At 71.7% G+C, this 15,758-nt stretch carries 14 protein-coding genes; 7 read left to right on the top strand and 7 right to left on the bottom strand.

Annotated elements, in window-relative coordinates; genetic code table 11:
* Positions 1–66: 66 nt before the first annotated feature.
* A complete protein-coding gene (locus ABD332_RS33745) occupies positions 67–1,416 on the top strand; it encodes a dihydrolipoyl dehydrogenase family protein (RefSeq protein ID WP_344506405.1) in 1,350 nt (449 codons plus the stop codon).
* A 118-nt stretch (positions 1,417–1,534) separates the two neighbouring features.
* Positions 1,535–3,013: a glucose-6-phosphate dehydrogenase gene (zwf, locus tag ABD332_RS33750; protein ID WP_344506407.1), complete on the top strand. Its 1,479-nt coding sequence runs from the start codon at positions 1,535–1,537 to the stop codon at positions 3,011–3,013.
* 28 nt (positions 3,014–3,041) lie between these two features.
* Here the strand turns inward: zwf and tal are convergent, their stop codons facing one another.
* From tal to ABD332_RS33770, 4 genes are all read right to left on the bottom strand, one after another.
* Positions 3,042–4,115 carry a transaldolase gene (gene tal, locus ABD332_RS33755; RefSeq protein WP_344506408.1) on the bottom strand — a complete coding sequence of 358 codons (1,074 nt, stop codon included), beginning with the start codon at positions 4,113–4,115 and terminating at the stop codon, positions 3,042–3,044.
* Positions 4,116–4,195: 80 nt separating this feature from the next.
* Positions 4,196–6,259 (bottom strand): transketolase, encoded by a 2,064-nt coding sequence (tkt, locus tag ABD332_RS33760; RefSeq protein ID WP_344506410.1) that lies wholly within the window; start codon positions 6,257–6,259, stop codon positions 4,196–4,198.
* A 153-nt stretch (positions 6,260–6,412) separates the two neighbouring features.
* On the bottom strand, positions 6,413–7,300 hold the full coding sequence (locus tag ABD332_RS33765) for a cytochrome c biogenesis CcdA family protein (protein WP_344506412.1): 888 nt from the start codon (positions 7,298–7,300) through the stop codon (positions 6,413–6,415).
* Positions 7,300–7,872: a peroxiredoxin family protein gene (locus ABD332_RS33770; RefSeq protein ID WP_344506414.1), complete on the bottom strand. Its 573-nt coding sequence runs from the start codon at positions 7,870–7,872 to the stop codon at positions 7,300–7,302. The genes ABD332_RS33765 and ABD332_RS33770 overlap by 1 nt, the downstream gene beginning before the upstream one ends.
* 101 nt (positions 7,873–7,973) lie before the next feature.
* Between ABD332_RS33770 and ABD332_RS33775 the strand changes: the two genes are divergently transcribed.
* Complete coding sequence (locus ABD332_RS33775; protein WP_344506416.1) at positions 7,974–8,456, top strand: hypothetical protein; 483 nt, start codon at positions 7,974–7,976, stop codon at positions 8,454–8,456.
* A 152-nt stretch (positions 8,457–8,608) separates the two neighbouring features.
* Positions 8,609–9,187, top strand: coding sequence for a dihydrofolate reductase family protein (locus tag ABD332_RS33780; RefSeq protein WP_344506418.1), 579 nt, complete (start codon positions 8,609–8,611; stop codon positions 9,185–9,187).
* On the opposite strand, the gene ABD332_RS33785 is transcribed toward ABD332_RS33780, so the two are convergent.
* Positions 9,169–9,879, bottom strand: coding sequence for a helix-turn-helix domain-containing protein (locus tag ABD332_RS33785; protein WP_344506420.1), 711 nt, complete (start codon positions 9,877–9,879; stop codon positions 9,169–9,171). The two genes, ABD332_RS33780 and ABD332_RS33785, sit on opposite strands and share 19 nt — an antisense overlap.
* 103 nt (positions 9,880–9,982) lie before the next feature.
* Here ABD332_RS33785 and ABD332_RS33790 point away from each other — a divergent pair, with 103 nt between their 5' ends.
* Positions 9,983–12,196, top strand: a complete 2,214-nt coding sequence (locus ABD332_RS33790) for a S8 family serine peptidase (protein ID WP_344506423.1) — start codon at positions 9,983–9,985, stop codon at positions 12,194–12,196.
* Between the two features lie 2 nt (positions 12,197–12,198).
* On the opposite strand, the gene gsmA is transcribed toward ABD332_RS33790, so the two are convergent.
* Both gsmA and ABD332_RS33800 read right to left on the bottom strand, forming a co-directional pair.
* A complete protein-coding gene (gene gsmA, locus ABD332_RS33795; RefSeq protein ID WP_344506425.1) occupies positions 12,199–12,855 on the bottom strand; it encodes a sporangiospore maturation cell wall hydrolase GsmA in 657 nt (218 codons plus the stop codon).
* Positions 12,856–13,024: 169 nt separating this feature from the next.
* Positions 13,025–13,396, bottom strand: coding sequence for an ArsR/SmtB family transcription factor (locus ABD332_RS33800; protein ID WP_344506427.1), 372 nt, complete (start codon positions 13,394–13,396; stop codon positions 13,025–13,027).
* 51 nt (positions 13,397–13,447) lie between these two features.
* Here ABD332_RS33800 and ABD332_RS33805 point away from each other — a divergent pair, with 51 nt between their 5' ends.
* Positions 13,448–14,716: an enoyl-CoA hydratase/isomerase family protein gene (locus ABD332_RS33805; RefSeq protein ID WP_344506429.1), complete on the top strand. Its 1,269-nt coding sequence runs from the start codon at positions 13,448–13,450 to the stop codon at positions 14,714–14,716.
* The gene (locus ABD332_RS33810; protein WP_344506431.1) at positions 14,713–15,720 is read left to right on the top strand and encodes an MsnO8 family LLM class oxidoreductase; all 1,008 of its coding nucleotides are present in this window, start codon (positions 14,713–14,715) and stop codon (positions 15,718–15,720) included. Before ABD332_RS33805 ends, ABD332_RS33810 begins: the two co-directional genes overlap by 4 nt.
* Positions 15,721–15,758 lie beyond the last annotated feature (38 nt).

The raw sequence follows: 15,758 nt of genomic DNA on the forward strand, positions 1-15,758 counted from the left end.
CAGCACTCGCGCGGCGGCGCCAGATCGTTGCTGCCGTCAACGACGAGGTACCTCAGAAGGAGGATCATGAAGAAGTCCTTTGATGTCGTCGTGATCGGAACTGGGGAAGCCGGCTCAACGGTGGCCGCGCGATGCCAGGCGGCCGGCCGGAACGTGGCGATCGTCGATTCCCGGCCCTACGGCGGCACCTGTGGGTTGCGCGGCTGTGACCCCAAGAAGGTGCTGGTGGGGGCGGCCGAGATCATCGACCGGAGAAGTCGCATGCAGGGCCGCGGCGTCACCGGGGATCTGCGCATCGACTGGCCGGAGCTCATCCGGTTCAAGGCCACGTTCACAGACCCGTTTCCCCGGCAGCAGGAGGAGATGCTCGTCAAGGAGGGGGTGGAGACCTTCCATGGGCGGGCTCGCTTCGTCGGCGAGCGTTCGATCGAGGTCGGCCAGGACGTGCTCGACGCCGCGAACCTGGTCGTGGCGACCGGCGCGTGGCCGAGAAAGCTGGGCATCCCGGGCGAGGAGCACCTCACCCGCAGCGACCAGTTCCTCGACCTGCAGGAGCTGCCCCGGCGGATCGTGTTCGTCGGAGGCGGCTACATCGCCTTCGAGTTCGGCCACATCGCGGCCAGGGCCGGCGCGACGGTCACCATCCTGCAGCAGGGCGACCGGCCCCTCAAACAGTTCGACCAGGACCTCGTGGCCCGGCTCCTGGTGCGCACCCACGACGCGGGCATCGACGTCCGGACCGGCGCCCAGGTCACGGGGGTCGAAGGAACGCCGGGAAACTTCAGGGTCACGGCCGCAACCGATTCGGGATCCGAGGTGTTCGAGGCGGACATGGTCGTCCACGCGGCCGGTCGCGCACCCGAGATCGACGACCTCGACCTGTCCACCGCCGGGATCGAGGTCGATCGCCACGGAATCCGGGTCGATGACTACCTGCGGAGCGTCTCGAACCCAGCGGTGTACGCGGCGGGGGACGCGGCCAGCAGCGGCGGTCTTCCCGAGACGCCCTTCGCTCAGTACGAGGGCGGCCTCGTCGCCGAGAACCTCCTGAACGGCGACCAGCACACGACGGACTACCGCGGCCGGGCGAGCGTGGTCTACTCGATCCCCGCATTGGGCGCGGTGGGGATGACCGAACAGGAGGCCCGGGCCGAGGGCCTGAGCTTCGACGTGAAGCAGGCGGACACCTCGAGCTGGTACTCGGCGCGACGGGTCGCCGAGCCGGCATCGATGTACAAGGTCCTGATCGAGAAGGGCAGCGGCAGGATTCTCGGCGCGCACCTGTTGGGCCCCGAGGCCGACGAGTTCTCGAACCTCTTCGCGCTCGCCATCCGGGCGGACATCCGCGCCGACGCGCTGAGGGAAGCGCTGTTCGTCTACCCGACCCAGGCCTCCAACATGGCCTGGATGGTGTAGCACCGGCGCCGGATCCACCGGCATTCCACCGGCGCGGTCATCGGTGTACGAGCCGCCGGGCCGGGTAGCGGTCAGGAGTACAGACAAACATCCACAACGGTCGGAGTGACCAGGGATCATGAGCGTTCAGTATGCAGCGCCTGGTGTCAGGGAGTCGGTGACGCCGCGGCAGGAGGGCGCACCCCGCGAGGATCACGTGATCGTGCTCTTCGGCGCCACCGGGGACCTTGCCAGACGCAAGCTGCTACCCGGGCTGTTCAGCCTGGCCAGGGCCGGTCTGCTGCCGCCCCGCTATCGGATCGTCGGCTCGGCCCGCTCCGCGGTCACCGACGACGAGTTCCGCCGGCGCGCCAGGGACGCGGTGGCCGAGTTCGGCACGGCGGAGCCGACCGGCGAGGCGTGGCACGAGTTCGCCGAGTCGTTGTCCTACGGCTCGGCGGAGCCGGCGCACCCGCAACCGCTGCTCGACGCGGTGGCGACGGCCGAGCAGACGATCGGCGGGCACCCCCGTCGGCTGTTCCACCTGGCCGTGCCTCCGCGGGGTTTCACGCCCACGATCGGCATGCTCGGCGACACCGGCCTGGCGGGCAACGCACGCGTCATCGTCGAGAAGCCGTTCGGCACGGACTTCGCCTCCGCCCGCGCGCTCGACGACGCCATCCACACCACCTTCGACGAGTCCCAGGTGTTCCGCATCGACCACTTCCTCGGCAAGGAGTCGGTCGACAACATCCTCGCCCTGCGGTTCGCCAACGGACTGTTCGAGCCGATCTGGAACCGCGACCACATCAGCCACATGCAGATCGACGTGCCCGAGACGATCGGGATCGAGGGCCGCGCCGGGTTCTTCGAACAGACCGGCACGTTCCGCGACATGATCGTCACGCACCTGTTCCAGGTGCTGGGTTTCGTGGCCATGGAACCGCCGACCTCCCTGGCCGCCAAGCAGCTGCGCGACGAGACCACCAAGGTCTTCGAGGCCATGCCGCCGGTGGACCCCACCCAGGTGGTGCGCGGCCAGTACCGCGGCTACCGCGACGAGCCCGGCGTCGATCCCGGCTCGCAGACCGAGACGTTCGTCGCCGCCCGCGTCGAGGTGGACAACTGGCGCTGGTCGGGGGTGCCGTTCTACCTGCGCTCCGGCAAGTCGCTCGGGCAGCGGCGGCAGGTGGTCACCCTCGGGCTCAAGCAGCCGGCCCTGCGGATGTTCGCGCTGGACCCGAGCTTGGCGTGCGCGATGTCCAACAACGAGCTGGTGATCGACTTCGACGATCCGGGCTGGATCGCGGCCCGCTTCCTGGCCAAGGAGCCCGGCGCCACCATGCGCCTCACCGAGGCTGCCATGACGTTCCGGTACGCGGACTCCTTCTGCACCCAGTGCGCGCTGGCCGGCTATGAACGGCTCATCCTCGACGCGATGCTGGGCAACCAGTCGTTGTTCACCCGCGCCGACGGTGTCGAGCGGCTCTGGAAGGTGTCCGGCCCGTTGCTGGACAATCCGCCACCGGTGCAGCCGTACGACCCCGGGTCGTGGGGCCCGGACGCCGTCCACCGGCTCATCGCGCCGCACCACTGGTACCTGCCGGACGGCCGGTGACGCAGCCGCCCGGCCGGCGCGGCCTGCGTCAGGCGACCGCGGCACGCTGTGCGGAGATCCTCTCCACGAGGTCGTTCCAGGCGGCGACGAACGTCTTCGCCCCGTCGGACTGCAGCTTCGCGGCGAGGGCACCCTCATCGAGGCCGGTCTCACGGAACCGGGCCAGCATCGCGTCGCAGCCGTCGCCGTCGGCGGGCATCGGCGCCCCCATCTCGCCGTGGTCGTAGAACGCCTCCAGCGTGACGTCGGGCATGGTGTTGATCGTGAACGGCGCGGCGAGCCCGTACACGTAGAGCGTGTCGGAGGCGGCCGGGTCCTTCGTCCTGGTGCTGGCCCACAGCAGCCGCTGGATCCGCCCGCCGGAGTTCTGCACACGCTGCACCCGGTCGGAGTCCATGAGCTGCCGGTACGACCGGTAGGTGGCCAGGCCCACGGCAAGCCCGAGCTCGTCCTTGAGCTCCTCCGGCACGCGGGTGGCGACCTCGACGTCCCAGCGGGACATGAAGACCGAGGCGACCGACCCCACGGCGGGATCGAGCTGGCGCTCCATCCGGCGCTCGACGCCGGCCAGGTACGCGTCCGCGGCGGCCTCGTACTGCTCCGGTGAGAACAGCAAGGTGACGTTCACGGGCACCCCGGACGCCACGCACTCGGTGATCGCCGGCAGGCCCTCCGCCGTCCCGGGAATCTTGATCAGCAGGTTGGGCCGTGCGGCCCGGGCGTGCAGCGTCTTGGCGGCCTCGATCGTCCCCGCCGTGTCGGACGCGAGCAGCGGCGACACCTCGAGCGACACCCACCCGTCCACGCCGTCGGTGCGCTCGTGCACCGGCAGGAACTCGTCGGCCGCCCGCCGCAGGTCCTCGATCGCCAGCTCGTAGAACAGCTCCTCGCTGGAGAGCCCGGCCCTGGACCCCTGCCGGATCGCGTCGTCGTAGTAGCCGGACTCGATGGCCTTGTCGAAGATCGAAGGATTCGAGGTGAGGCCGGTGACCGAGTACTTGTCGATGTAGTGCTGGATCTTGCCCGAGTCGAGCATGCCCCGGGTGATGTTGTCGAGCCAGAGGCTCTGCCCGTGCTCGTGCAGCGTCTGGGTTGCCTTCACGTCCCCTCCTTGCCTGCCACAACCCCTCCTTGCCTGCCACAACCCCTCGTTGCCTGCGCCGGGCGAGGCCGCCTCGACGGTCAGGGGTTCGCGGCCGCTTGTTCCCGGGCGACCTGCGTCACCCGTTCTGGTGTGAACCCGAACTTCTTCTGCAGCTGCTTGAGTGGTGCGGAGGCGCCGAACGTGTGCATGCCGATGATCGCGCCGGCGTCGCCCACGTACCGTTCCCAGCCGAGCGTGGACGCCTGCTCGATCGCGACCCGCGCCCGCACCGCCGGTGGCAGCACCTCGTCGCGGTACTGTCGCGGCTGCCGGTCGAACAGCTCCCAGCACGGCATGCTCACGACCCGGGCACCGATCCCGTCGGCGGCGAGCTCGTCGCGCGCCGCGAGCGCGAGCGCGACCTCCGAGCCGGTGGCCAGCAGGATCACGTCCGGCTCGCCGGACGGCGCGTCGGCCAGCACGTATGCGCCCCTCGCGACCCCGTCCGCGCCGGCCAACCGGGTGCGGTCGAAGGTCGGCACCGGCTGTCTGGTGAGCACGAGCGCCGCCGGCTCACGTCGCAGTCCAGCGACCACCCGCCAACATTCGACCACCTCGTTCGCGTCGGCCGGCCGGAACACCTGCAGCCCCGGCGTGGCCCGCAGCGAGGCGAGCTGCTCGACGGGCTGATGGGTCGGCCCGTCCTCGCCGACCCCGATCGAGTCGTGGCTGAAGATGTGCACCGTCGGGATCTCCATCAAGGCCGACAGCCGGATCGCGCCACGGGCGTAGTCGGAGAAGATCAGGAAGGTCGACCAGTACGGGCGGAGCTTGGTCAGCGCCATCCCGTTGGCGATCGCCGCCGCCGCGTGCTCGCGGATACCGAGGTGGAAGTTGCGTCCGAACTCGTCGGCCTGGAAGTCGCCGGCGCCGGGGAACGTCAGGCGCGTGTCCGTGGACGGGGCGAGGTCGGCCGACCCGCCCAACAGCCACGGCACCGCCTGCGCCAGCGCGTTGAGCACCTGACCCGAGGACTCGCGGGTGGCGATGCCCTTCGCATCGGCCGGGAAGGTGGGCAGCGCGTCCTGCCAGCCGTCCGGAAGCTCGCGTCGCTGCATCCGCTCGATCTCGTCGGCCAGCTCCGGATACCGCGCCCGGTACCCCTCGAAGCTCGACCGCCACGCGGCGCGGGCCGCGCCACCGTGGGCACCGATGCCCTGGGCGAACCACCCGTACACGTCGTCGGGGACGTAGAAGTCGATGTCCTCGGGCATGCCGAGGAACCGTTTGGTCTCCCGGACGGCCTGCGCCCCGAGGGGCTTGCCGTGCGCCTGCGCGGTGCCTTCGACCGGGGAGCCGTAGCCGATGTGGCTGTGCACCACGATCAGCGTCGGGCGCTCGTGTTCGGTCCGGAAGTTGTGCAGCGCCCGCTCCACGGCGTCCAGGTCGTTGGCGTCCGCAACGGTCGTGACGTTCCAGCCATACGCCAGGAACCGCTCGGCCACGTCCTCGGTGAACGCGAGGTCGGTGGAGCCCTCGATCGTCACCCGGTTCGAGTCGTAGATCCAGCACAGGTTGGCCAGCCGCAGGTGACCGGCGAGCGAGGCGGCCTCCGACGCGACGCCTTCCATCATGTCGCCGTCGCCGGTGATCGAGTACACGTCGAAGTCGAACATCGGGAAGTCGTCCCGGTTGTACCGGGAAGCCAGCCACCGGCCGGCGATGGCCATCCCCACCGAGGTCGCGTCCCCCTGGCCGAGCGGCCCGGTGGTGGCCTCGACGCCGCTCGTCCACCGGTACTCGGGGTGGCCGGGAGCGCGCGAGTCGAGTTGGCGGAAGGTCTTGAGGTCTTCAAGTGTGATCGAGGGCCGGCCGAGCACCTCGTAGTCCGGGTCGACCGCCCGCGTCCCGGTCAGGTGGAGCAGCGACCACAGCAGGGCCGAGGCGTGGCCCTCGGACAGCACGAACCGGTCCCGGTTCGGCCAGATCGGATCGGCCGGGTCGAACCGCAGGAACCGCTGCCACAGGGTGTACGCGACCGGCGCCATCCCCATCGGCGTGCCCGGATGTCCGGACTCCGCCCGCTGGACCGCGTCCATGCACAGGCCGCGGATGGTGTTGACGGAAAGGGTGTCCAGATCGATGGCCGTGGTAGTCAACATGGCCTCCAAGGATCGTAGATCTTGGTGTAGACCTTGTGCCACGGGTCCGCGCGTCGGCGCCCCGAGCCGTACCGTACAAACCAATATCCGCTCGGTCCCGCCAAACTCACCCGGACCGAGCGATTGTCCGGCGCTCCGGGTGAGAGGGCACCGTCACCGTCCTGCGTCTGTGTGCGGGGCGTCGCCAGGCTCCTGTCCGGGGGCGGCGGTCCGTCCGGCACGGCGGACACGGATCGTTCGTGCTGTCAGAACGCCGGTGAGCAGTAGGCCGAAGAGCGCCGCGATCCACGCGGTGCCGGGCGTCTCCACCGCGCGGACCAGCGCCTGTTGCAGTTGCTGCGCCGCCGCGATGACCGGGTCGTCGACCGCGCCGCTCAGCTCGTGCCAGCCGTAGTAGGCGACGTACCCGCCGGCGACGAGCAGGACCGCACCGCCGATCCGGGACAGTGCGGGGCCGAACCGGCGCAGCCCGGTCAGCGCCGTGGGCCGGGCCAGGGCCACGGCCAGCGCCGCGACACCGACCAGCAGGCCCATGCCGGCGGCGTACGCGACGAACAGGCCCACCCCGGCCAGGACCGAGCCCGCGCGGAAGCTGGAGGCGACGATCGCCAGGAACGGGGCGATGGTGCAGGACAGCGACGCCGACGCGTACGCGGCACCGAACAGCGTCATCGAGCCGGCCGAGCGCCGCACCCGCGGACCCCGCACCGGCCGCAGCCCGAACGACGGCAGGTGCCGACCGGCGAGCAGCCAACCGGCGAGCAGCACCAGCAGCAGCCCGAACCCGACGGTGAACCACGGCAGGACCCGGTACAGCGCACCGGCGACCGGCGAGATCACCAACCCCACGACCCCGAACACCGCGACGAACCCGGCCGTCATCGCGGCCGTGGCGCCGAGCGCCCGCCGCACCGCCACCACCCGGCCGGGGCTGTCGTCACCGAGGACCAGCAGCGTCAGGTACACCGGCAGCAGCGCGAACCCGCAAGGATTGATCGCGGCGACCAGCCCCGCCGCCAGCGCGAGCCCGAGGTCGGCCATCAGGTCAGCGCGGCGGCCCGGCCGGGGAGGTCATCGCCTCGCAGGACTCCCTTGTGCACCACGGTCCCGCGGCTGTCCAGCAGCACGAACGTGCTCTGCGAGGTGACCCCGAACTTCTTCCACACGGTGCCCGCCTCGTCGGACAGGTGCGGCACCGCGTCCAGCTTCCACTCGGTGATGAACCGGCGCATCGCCGGCTCGTCGTCGAGGCCGCCGACGCCCACGACGTTCACCTTGCCGGCCAGCTGCTCGGCGGTCGCCTTCACCCCCTTGGCCTGACCGGCGCACGTCGGGCACCACGGCGCCCAGAACCACAGCACGGCCGGCTTCCCCGCCAGAGTGGCGCCGTTGAACTCGCCGCCGCCGACGGTCCGTGCGGTGAACGTCAGCGTCGGCGGGGCCGCCGTGGCGCCGGAGGTGGCGGGTGAGGCGCCACCCGTGACAGCCGGGGCCGGCGCGGACGGACTCCCGGGCCCGGCCGCGCCGGTGGAGGTGCCGTCCGCGCAGCCGGCCGCGACGACGAGCACGGCGAGCGCGGCAATGACGGATGCGCCAAGACGTCTGAGGACCACGACACGACCCTACGATCCCCGCCCCGCCGTGATTCTTACGAACCGATGTCCTTGCGCCGCGCCCCGAAACGAGCCATGAGGGGCCTTGCTAGCGTCGGCGCATGTCCGACGATCCGCGCCGCCATCACTACCTCTTCGCGCATCGCGAGCTGCCCTCAGGGCTGTTCCGGCTCGGCATCGACCTGGTGAGCGCCGGGCGGGATGGCCGGCTCGACCTCGACGCGGTCTGGGACCGCGTAGGGCAGACGCTGCCCGATCACGAACGGCTGCCCGCGACCGGCCTGGCCGTGAGTCACCACCTCGTTGCCGACCACCACGTGCTCCTCGTGGTGTTCCCGGCCGCGCAGCATCCGGCCGAAGCGCACTTCGCCGCCATGGCAGTGTCGGCCCATGACGCCCGCGTGCGGTACATCGTCCTCGAGGAGGCTCGCTCAGTGATCGACGGCACCAGGTACACCGTTCTGGGCGAGTGGACCGAGGACGGCGGTCACATCAACTACGGCCCCGGACCTGAGCCCCGGACAGAGGCATTCCTCAGCGCTGTCCGATCACACCTGGCCGACCGGTCACAACCCGCCTCCTGACGCGCCCGCACCTCGGCATACCAACCCGGCCGACCGGCAGGCGCCGCTCTCGACAACGGGGCGGCGGTGCGTCGTTTCTGTACAAGACGGTCACGGCGGCGGGTCCTAGCATCCTTGTCGATCTCGTTGCCGGGCTGAGGAGAAGCAGGGTCATGCGTGAGCTGGTCTACACAGGGTTCATGTCGCTCGACGGGGTGGTCGACTCGCCCGGCGGCGGGCCCGGTGAGGAGCACCGCAGCGGCGGCTGGGTGGTCAACGACGTCGAGTTCCTGCCCGAGGCGTTCTCGCTCAAGGGCGAGGAGCTGCAGGAGACGACCGCGCTGATGTTCGGGCGGCGCAGCTACGAGGTGTTCGCGCCGGTGTGGCGCGGCTCGGAGGACCACGCCGCGTACAAGGACCTGCCGAAGTACGTGGTCTCGGCGACGCTGGCCGGCGACGCCCTCGTCGACGGATGGGGATCGACGGCGATTCTGCGGTCGGCCGGGGACGTGGCCGAGCTCAAGCGCGGCGACGGTGGCGCGATCTTCATCCACGGCAGCGCGGAGCTGGCCCGGCGCCTGTCGGACGAAGGGCTCATCGACCGGTACCACCTGCTCGTCTTCCCAGTCCTGCTCGGTGCCGGCAAGCGCCTGTTCAGCGACGCGGACAAGGCCAAGCAGGTGCTGCGGCTGCGGGAGTCGGCGGCGTACCCGAACGGCGTCGTCAAGCTGATCTACGACGTCGCCCGCTGATCCAGGGCCAGGGCGATCGGCCCGCCGGTGCCGTCGCGGAGCTGGCGGGCGGTGCGGCCCACGTACCGGCGCAGCGCCCGGGCCAGATGCGGCTCGTCGAAGTAGCCGAGCCCCGCGACCACCTCGGCGACCGGGACGCCCGAGGCGAGCCACGCGGCGGCGGTGCGGGCGCGTTCGATCTGCCGGACGGCGCCCTGTGTGAGGCCGGTCGCTTCGCGGAAGCGGCGCTCGACGGTGCGCGCGGTCGCCGCCGGCCGGTCGCCGCGGCGCAGGCCTGTGACGAGCGGGTCCCGGATCACGACGCCGGCGCGGACGAGCCGCGCGACGAGGGCCTCGGCGTCGTCGGCGCCGGGCGTCTCCCACCGGGCGCCGTCCAGCCGGAAGCTGCGGCTGTGGGCGTCGGGCAGCTCCACGCCGCCGTCGACCAGGGCGGGCGTCGGCACGACCCGCAGTGACGTGCCGACGGCGAACTCGATGCCGACGAACGTCGCGCCCTCGGGCACGGGCGCGGTGCCGGTCCTGGTCTCGGGTCCACTGATGCTCGTGTACGCGATGCCGTCGCGCTGCCAGAAGACGAGACCCCACGACACTCCGGCGACCGAGGTCATCTCCGCGACGCGTTCGCTCGTGCACGTCCACACGGTGCCGATCCACGAGGAGTCAGACGCACGCGTCTGGAACAGCAGTCCCACCCATGTATTGTGCCCGCCGAACCGAGCACTGATCGGGTGTCAGCGCGCCGCCATCGGGTATGGTGACTCAACGTAGTCAAACGAGCACCTGAGGTGATGACGCGTGATCGGCACCCTCGCTCTGGCCACCTTCGCGGCGTTGCTGGCCCCCGGCCCGGCGGCGCCGCCGGAGGGCGTGGTGTACGGCGAGGCGCCGACCGGCGCCGCCGCCGGCTACGTGGTGCTGCTCGACCAGCAGCCAGGGATTCAGAGCGCCGGACAGGCCCAGGCCGCCGTCGCCGCTGCCGCCGCCGACCTCGCCGGGCGGTTCGGCGGCGAGGTGCAGGAGCAGTTCAGCGCGGCCGTGCACGGCTTCGCGATCGACGGCCTCGACGAGGCCGACGCGCGGCGGCTCGCGGCCGCGGCCGGGGTGGCCCGCGTCGAGCGCAACATCCTGCTGCACGCCACCGCGACGCAGGCCGACGCGCCGTGGAGCCTGGGGCGCATCGACGACCGCAGCGGCACCGACACGGTGTACACCTACCCCAACACCGCCAGCCACGTCACCGCGTACAGCGTCGACAGCGGCATCCGCGTCGCGCACACCCAGTTCGGCGGCCGGGCGAGCTACGGACGCAACTTCGTCGACCGGGCCACCAACCCCAACCCGATCCCGGCGAACGCCGGCAACAGCAACGACCCGGCCAACGCCAACGACTGCGACGGGCACGGCACCCACGTCGCCAGCACGATCGGCGGCACCACGTACGGCGTGGCCAAGGGCATCAACCTGGTCGCCGTGCGGGTGCTGGACTGCGGCGGCGACGGCTACCTCTCAGAGGTCGTCGCCGGCGTCGACTGGGTGACCGCCCACGCGGCCCGCCCGGCGGTGGTGAACATGAGCCTCGGCGGGGAGAAGACCGAGATCCTGGCCGCCGCCGTGCGCCGCTCCATCAACTCCGGCCTCACCTGGACCGTCGCCGCCGGCAACGGCGACGCCGACGACAACCCGCTCAACGCCTGCGACAACTCGCCCGGCGACGTCGCCGAGGCCATCGTCGTCGGCGCGTCGAGCTCCTCCGACCACCCCGTCCGCTGGTCGGACTACGGCCCCTGCGTCGATCTCTTCGCGCCGGGCGAGGGCATCCTGTCCGCCTGGAACACCGACAACAGCGCGACCCGCCGGCTCGACGGCACCTCGATGGCATCCCCGCACGTGGCCGGCGCCGCCGCGCTCATCCTCGAGGCGCACCCGGACTACAGCCCGCAACTGGTCCGCGCCGCCCTCGTGCAGAGCTCGACCGTCGGCGCCCTGGACATGTCGACGTACCCGGCGTACGCCGCCGCGTCCACCGCCAACCGCCTGCTCTACGTCCGCCAGGCCGACCCGCCGCGCCCGGGCTCGCGGACCGTGAGCTTGTTCAACCCCCGCTTCGGCACCACCGAGGTGTACGCCCGCACCACCGGCGGCTCGCTCGCCTACGCCTACCGGTCCGGCGAGTGGTCCGGCTGGACCGACCTCGGCGGCACCACCCAGGCCGACCCGGCGGTGCTCCACAACCCGCGCTTCGGCACCACGGAGGTCTACGCCCGCCTCGCCAACGGTCACGTCGCCTACCGTTACTTCTACAACGGCTGGGCGGACTGGATCGATCTCGGCGGCGACGGCACGGGCACCCCGGCCGTGCTGTACAACCCGCGCTTCGGCACGACCGAGGTGTACGCCCGGCTCGCGAGCGGCAACCTCGCGTACCGCTACTTCCTCAACGGCTGGTCCTCGTGGATCGACCTGGGCGGCCCGGCCGCGGCCGACCCGGCGGTGCTGTACAACCCGCGCTTCGGCACGACCGAGGTCTACGCGAAGGTCGGCGCGACTCTGGCGTACCGCTACTACCTCAACGGCTGGGCGGGCTGGATCAACCTCGGCGGCACCGTCGAGGGCACCCCCGGCGTCCTCTACAACCCGCGCTACGGCACGACCGAGGCATACACCCGCGCCGCCGACGGCACCCTGAAGTACCGCTACTACCTCAGCGGCTGGTCCTCCTGGGTCGACCTCGGCGGCTCCGTGGACTCCGACCCCGGCGTCGTCTACAACCGCACCTCCGGCACCACGGAGGTGTACGTCCACACGCCGGCCGACGAGCTGCGGTACATCTACTACCTGGGCGGCTGGTCGGGCTGGAACACCCTGGGCGGCGCGATGGCGGGGTCGCCCTCGGTCCTGTACAACCCGAGCTTCGGCACCACCGAGGCGTACACGGCGGGGCGCGACGGGCACGCCTACTACACGTTCTACGCGGGCGGCTGGTCCGGCCTTCTCGACCTGACCGCCTGACCTCAGGGCAGGTCGTACTGGTACAGGCCGTACTTGGCCATGATGCCGGTCAGCTTGACCGTGTACTCGGGGTCGGTCGCGTAACCGGCCTTGTGCATCTCGGCCACGAATCGGTTCGGGTCGTTGCGGTACTGGAAGGCGACGCTGTACCGCGGCAGCGTGGCCAGCGTGTAGCCGTGGTCGCGGAACGAGTCCGCCGCACTGCTGTACACCCGGAACGACGCCGTGGTCCCGAAGCACGCCCCGGCCGCGGTGCACTCGCTCGTGGCGTGGCTGCGGCAGCCGGTGGCGTACTTGCCCTGCCCGTTGCACTTCATGCCGAAGAAGTTCTTGTCCACAGTGGACAGCGCGCTCCTGCCCCAGCCGGACTCGAGGATCGCCTGCGCGATCGTCACCGACACCGGCACCCCGTCCTCGCGACGGCTCTGCTGGGCGCCCGGCACGGACGCGGCGATGAACTCCGCCGGGCTCATGGTGCCGTCGGGCTCCGGCAGGCTCACGGACGGCCCGCCGGGCTGGCGGCACTCGGGTCCACGCGAGCGGCACGAGAACAGCGGGTCGCTGGCCTGCGCGACCGTGGGCACACCGGCCCCCACGGCCAGCGAGGCGAACGTCGCCGCGATGGCGACGGCGATCGTACGCCGGATTGCGGGCAACATGGGCGGCTCCTGTCGGACGGCTGGTGATCGGCTCCACCAACCGTCGGACAGGCGAGGCGCACCACGGTTCGCCCGGCGTTGCGGACCGGTTGCGCGCGATCAGGGCAGCTACCCGATACGTCGGAGCGCCCGGCCGAGGACTGTCATCACGGCCGGGCCGGGGGCTCGATCAGCGGCCCGGCTGGTCGGCCGGAGAGCCGCCGGGTCCGACGGACGATCGCGCCGGAGCCCAGATGGTCGCGGTGAGGGCGTCGATCAGACCGGGGAAGCGGGCGTCGAGCTCGTCGCGGCGCAGCTCGATGGTGTGCGTGCGGCCGGCCACGACGGTGCGGGTCAGGCCAGCGTCCCGCAGCGTGCGGAAGTGGTGCGTCATGGTCGACTTGTGCACGCCGAAGTCCCAGTGCGTGCCGCACTTGCCGTGCGGCAGGCCGTCGGCGAGCGTCTGCACGATGCGCAGGCGGATCGGGTCGGCGACCGCCCGCAGCACGTCGACCATCGTCACGTCGGCGATGTCCGGCATCGCGTCGTCCTCCCGCGCCATAGCCCCACCCTACAGTTGGATATCCGTCATACCATCGCCTATGTTGACCGTATGACGGATGTCCAACAATCTGGTTCGGCGCGCTGGTCCTGGGACGCCGACGGCGTCGTCACCGTGACCCTCGACGACCCCGGCCGCACCGCGAACATGCTCAACCAGCGCCACCACGACGGGCTCGGCGCCTGCCTCGACGACCTCACCTCGCAGCTCGGCCGGCTGCGCGGCGTGATCCTCACCTCGGCGAAGCGCTCGTTCATCGCCGGCCCCGACTTCGTCCCCGGCGAGATCACCCCGGACGAGGCGGCCGGCACCTACAACCTGCTGACGCCGCTGCGCGACCAGGCGCGCCGGCTGGAGACCCTGGGGCGGCCGGTCGCCGCCGCGCTCAACGGCTCGGCCCTCGGCGGCGGCTTCGAACTCGCGCTGGCCTGCCACTACCGGGTCGGCCCGAACGACCCGTCGGTCGTGTGGGCACTCGCCGAGACCGGCATGGGCATCATTCCCGGCGGTGGCGGGACGGTCCGGGCCACGCGGATGTTCGGGATCGCCGCGACGGTGCTGGACATCGTCGGGCCGGGCACGGCGTATCACCCGGCGCAGGCGCTGGCCGCCGGCCTGGTGGACGAGCTGGCCGACGACGTGGTCGCCGCGGCGCGGGCCTGGGTGCTGGCGCAGCAGGCCGGGCACTTCGTGCAGCGGTGGGAGCGGCCCGGCTACGAGGTTCCCGGAGGGACCGCGGAGCCGCCGGGCCTTGCCGACGAGGTGGGACGCCGATCGGCGGGGTCGCCGGTGCGCGCGCTCGCCGCGGTTCTGGAGGTGGCGGCGCGGAGCGCGGCGGCGCCGCTGGATGAGGCGTTCGAGTGCGAGACGGCGGCCTGCCGGGCGTTGCTGAGCGCGCCCGAGATCCCGGACCTGGCGCATCTCTTCTTCGCGATGCGCGCGGTAGCCACGGCACCCGCCGGGTGTCCCCCAGCCGGTTCGCAGGCCGGTATGCGGGAGTTCCCGCAGATCGTCGTCAACCCCCTGGCAGCGGTGTTCTTCGCGCCTGACGCCCCGATCGTCGAGATCACCGACGCTGACCTCGTCCCCGAGGTCCGCGCGAAGGGCGGCATCCCCGTGCTGATCCGCCGCGGTCACGTCTCCTTCGTGCAGACCCTCCTGGACGCCGGCCCCGACCCCGCCGCCATGGCCGCCGCCGCCCGCCGCGCCCTCGACAACGGCCTGCAGATCGACCCGGCCGCCGCCGACGTCGCCTCGGTGCTCGCGGCCGGCTTCCCCGCCTGGACCGGCGGCGTCCTGCACGCCGGAGGCGTGCGGTGAGATTTTCGCTCGTCGAACTGGCCCCGGTCGCGCCCGGCGGCAGCAAGCGGGATGCCCTCGACCGGGCCCTCGCCGCCGCCGAGGAGGCCGAACACCTCGGCTTTCACCGCTTCTGGTTCGCCGAGCACCACCACGTGACGGGATACGCCGCCCAGGACCCGGCCGCGCTGATCGCGGCGGCCGCCCAGCGGACCTCCCGGATCCGCCTCGGCTCTGGCGCCGTCCTCCTCAACCACTACAGCGCCTTCAGCGTCGCCGAACGCTTCCTGATGCTCGAGTCGCTCGCGCCCGGCCGCATCGACCTGGGGCTCGGCCGCTCCACCGCCACCCCCCTCATCGACCACGCGCTGCGCCGTGACCGAAGCAGCCAGCCGGCCGACGACTTCCCCGACCAGGTGCACGAGATCATCGGCTACCTCCACAAGGCATTCGACTGCGCCCACCCCTTCGCGGCGATCGACCTCACGGCCGGCATCGACGGCGTGCCCGAGGTCTGGGTGCTCGGTTCCTCCGGCGCGAGCGCCGGCCTCGCCGCGCGGCTCGGCATCGGCTACACCTTCGGCGGTCACATCAACCCCGGCGGGGCCGCCTGCGCGCTCCGCCACTACCGGGAAGGCTTCACGAAGACACCCTTCGGCACCGGTGCTGCACAGCCGATGCTCGCGCTGAACATCGTCGCCGCCGACGACGAGGCGTCGGCACACCGACTGACCTGGCCCGCGCGGGCACTGCGGGCCGGTGGACGGGACCGGCCCATCCCCACCGTCGAGCAGGCCCGGGCGGAGTTGAGCGCCTCGGCGAAGGCGCAGCCGAGCACGATCGTCGGCGGCGTCGTCCCGCCGCAGATCTCCGGGACCCCGGCGACCCTGCGGGCTCAGCTCGAACCGGTGATCCGGGCATCGGGTGCGACCGAGGTCATGGTCCAGGACATGGTGACCGATGCCGCGGCGCGGACCCGGTCACGCCAGATCATCGCGGAGACCCTCCAGGCCATCACCGTCTGAACCGGCCGGCGGACCCGCCCGGTTCGAGCGGGACCGCG

The organism is Dactylosporangium maewongense, from assembly GCF_039531485.1.
GTDB classification, from domain to species: domain Bacteria; phylum Actinomycetota; class Actinomycetes; order Mycobacteriales; family Micromonosporaceae; genus Dactylosporangium; species Dactylosporangium maewongense.

Excerpts from the sequence above, each read along its gene's own strand:
- ABD332_RS33765 (WP_344506412.1), bottom strand. The coding sequence starts at position 7,300 with ATGGCCGACCTCGGGCTCGCGCTGGCGGCGGGGCTGGTCGCCGCGATC.
- ABD332_RS33805 (WP_344506429.1), top strand. The coding sequence starts at position 13,448 with ATGACGGATGTCCAACAATCTGGTTCGGCGCGCTGGTCCTGGGACGCC.
- ABD332_RS33745 (WP_344506405.1), top strand. The coding sequence starts at position 67 with ATGAAGAAGTCCTTTGATGTCGTCGTGATCGGAACTGGGGAAGCCGGC.
- tkt (WP_344506410.1), bottom strand. The coding sequence starts at position 6,259 with ATGTTGACTACCACGGCCATCGATCTGGACACCCTTTCCGTCAACACC.
- ABD332_RS33780 (WP_344506418.1), top strand. The coding sequence starts at position 8,609 with ATGCGTGAGCTGGTCTACACAGGGTTCATGTCGCTCGACGGGGTGGTC.
- gsmA (WP_344506425.1), bottom strand. The coding sequence starts at position 12,855 with ATGTTGCCCGCAATCCGGCGTACGATCGCCGTCGCCATCGCGGCGACG.
- ABD332_RS33775 (WP_344506416.1), top strand. The coding sequence starts at position 7,974 with ATGTCCGACGATCCGCGCCGCCATCACTACCTCTTCGCGCATCGCGAG.
- ABD332_RS33800 (WP_344506427.1), bottom strand. The coding sequence starts at position 13,396 with ATGGCGCGGGAGGACGACGCGATGCCGGACATCGCCGACGTGACGATG.
- zwf (WP_344506407.1), top strand. The coding sequence starts at position 1,535 with ATGAGCGTTCAGTATGCAGCGCCTGGTGTCAGGGAGTCGGTGACGCCG.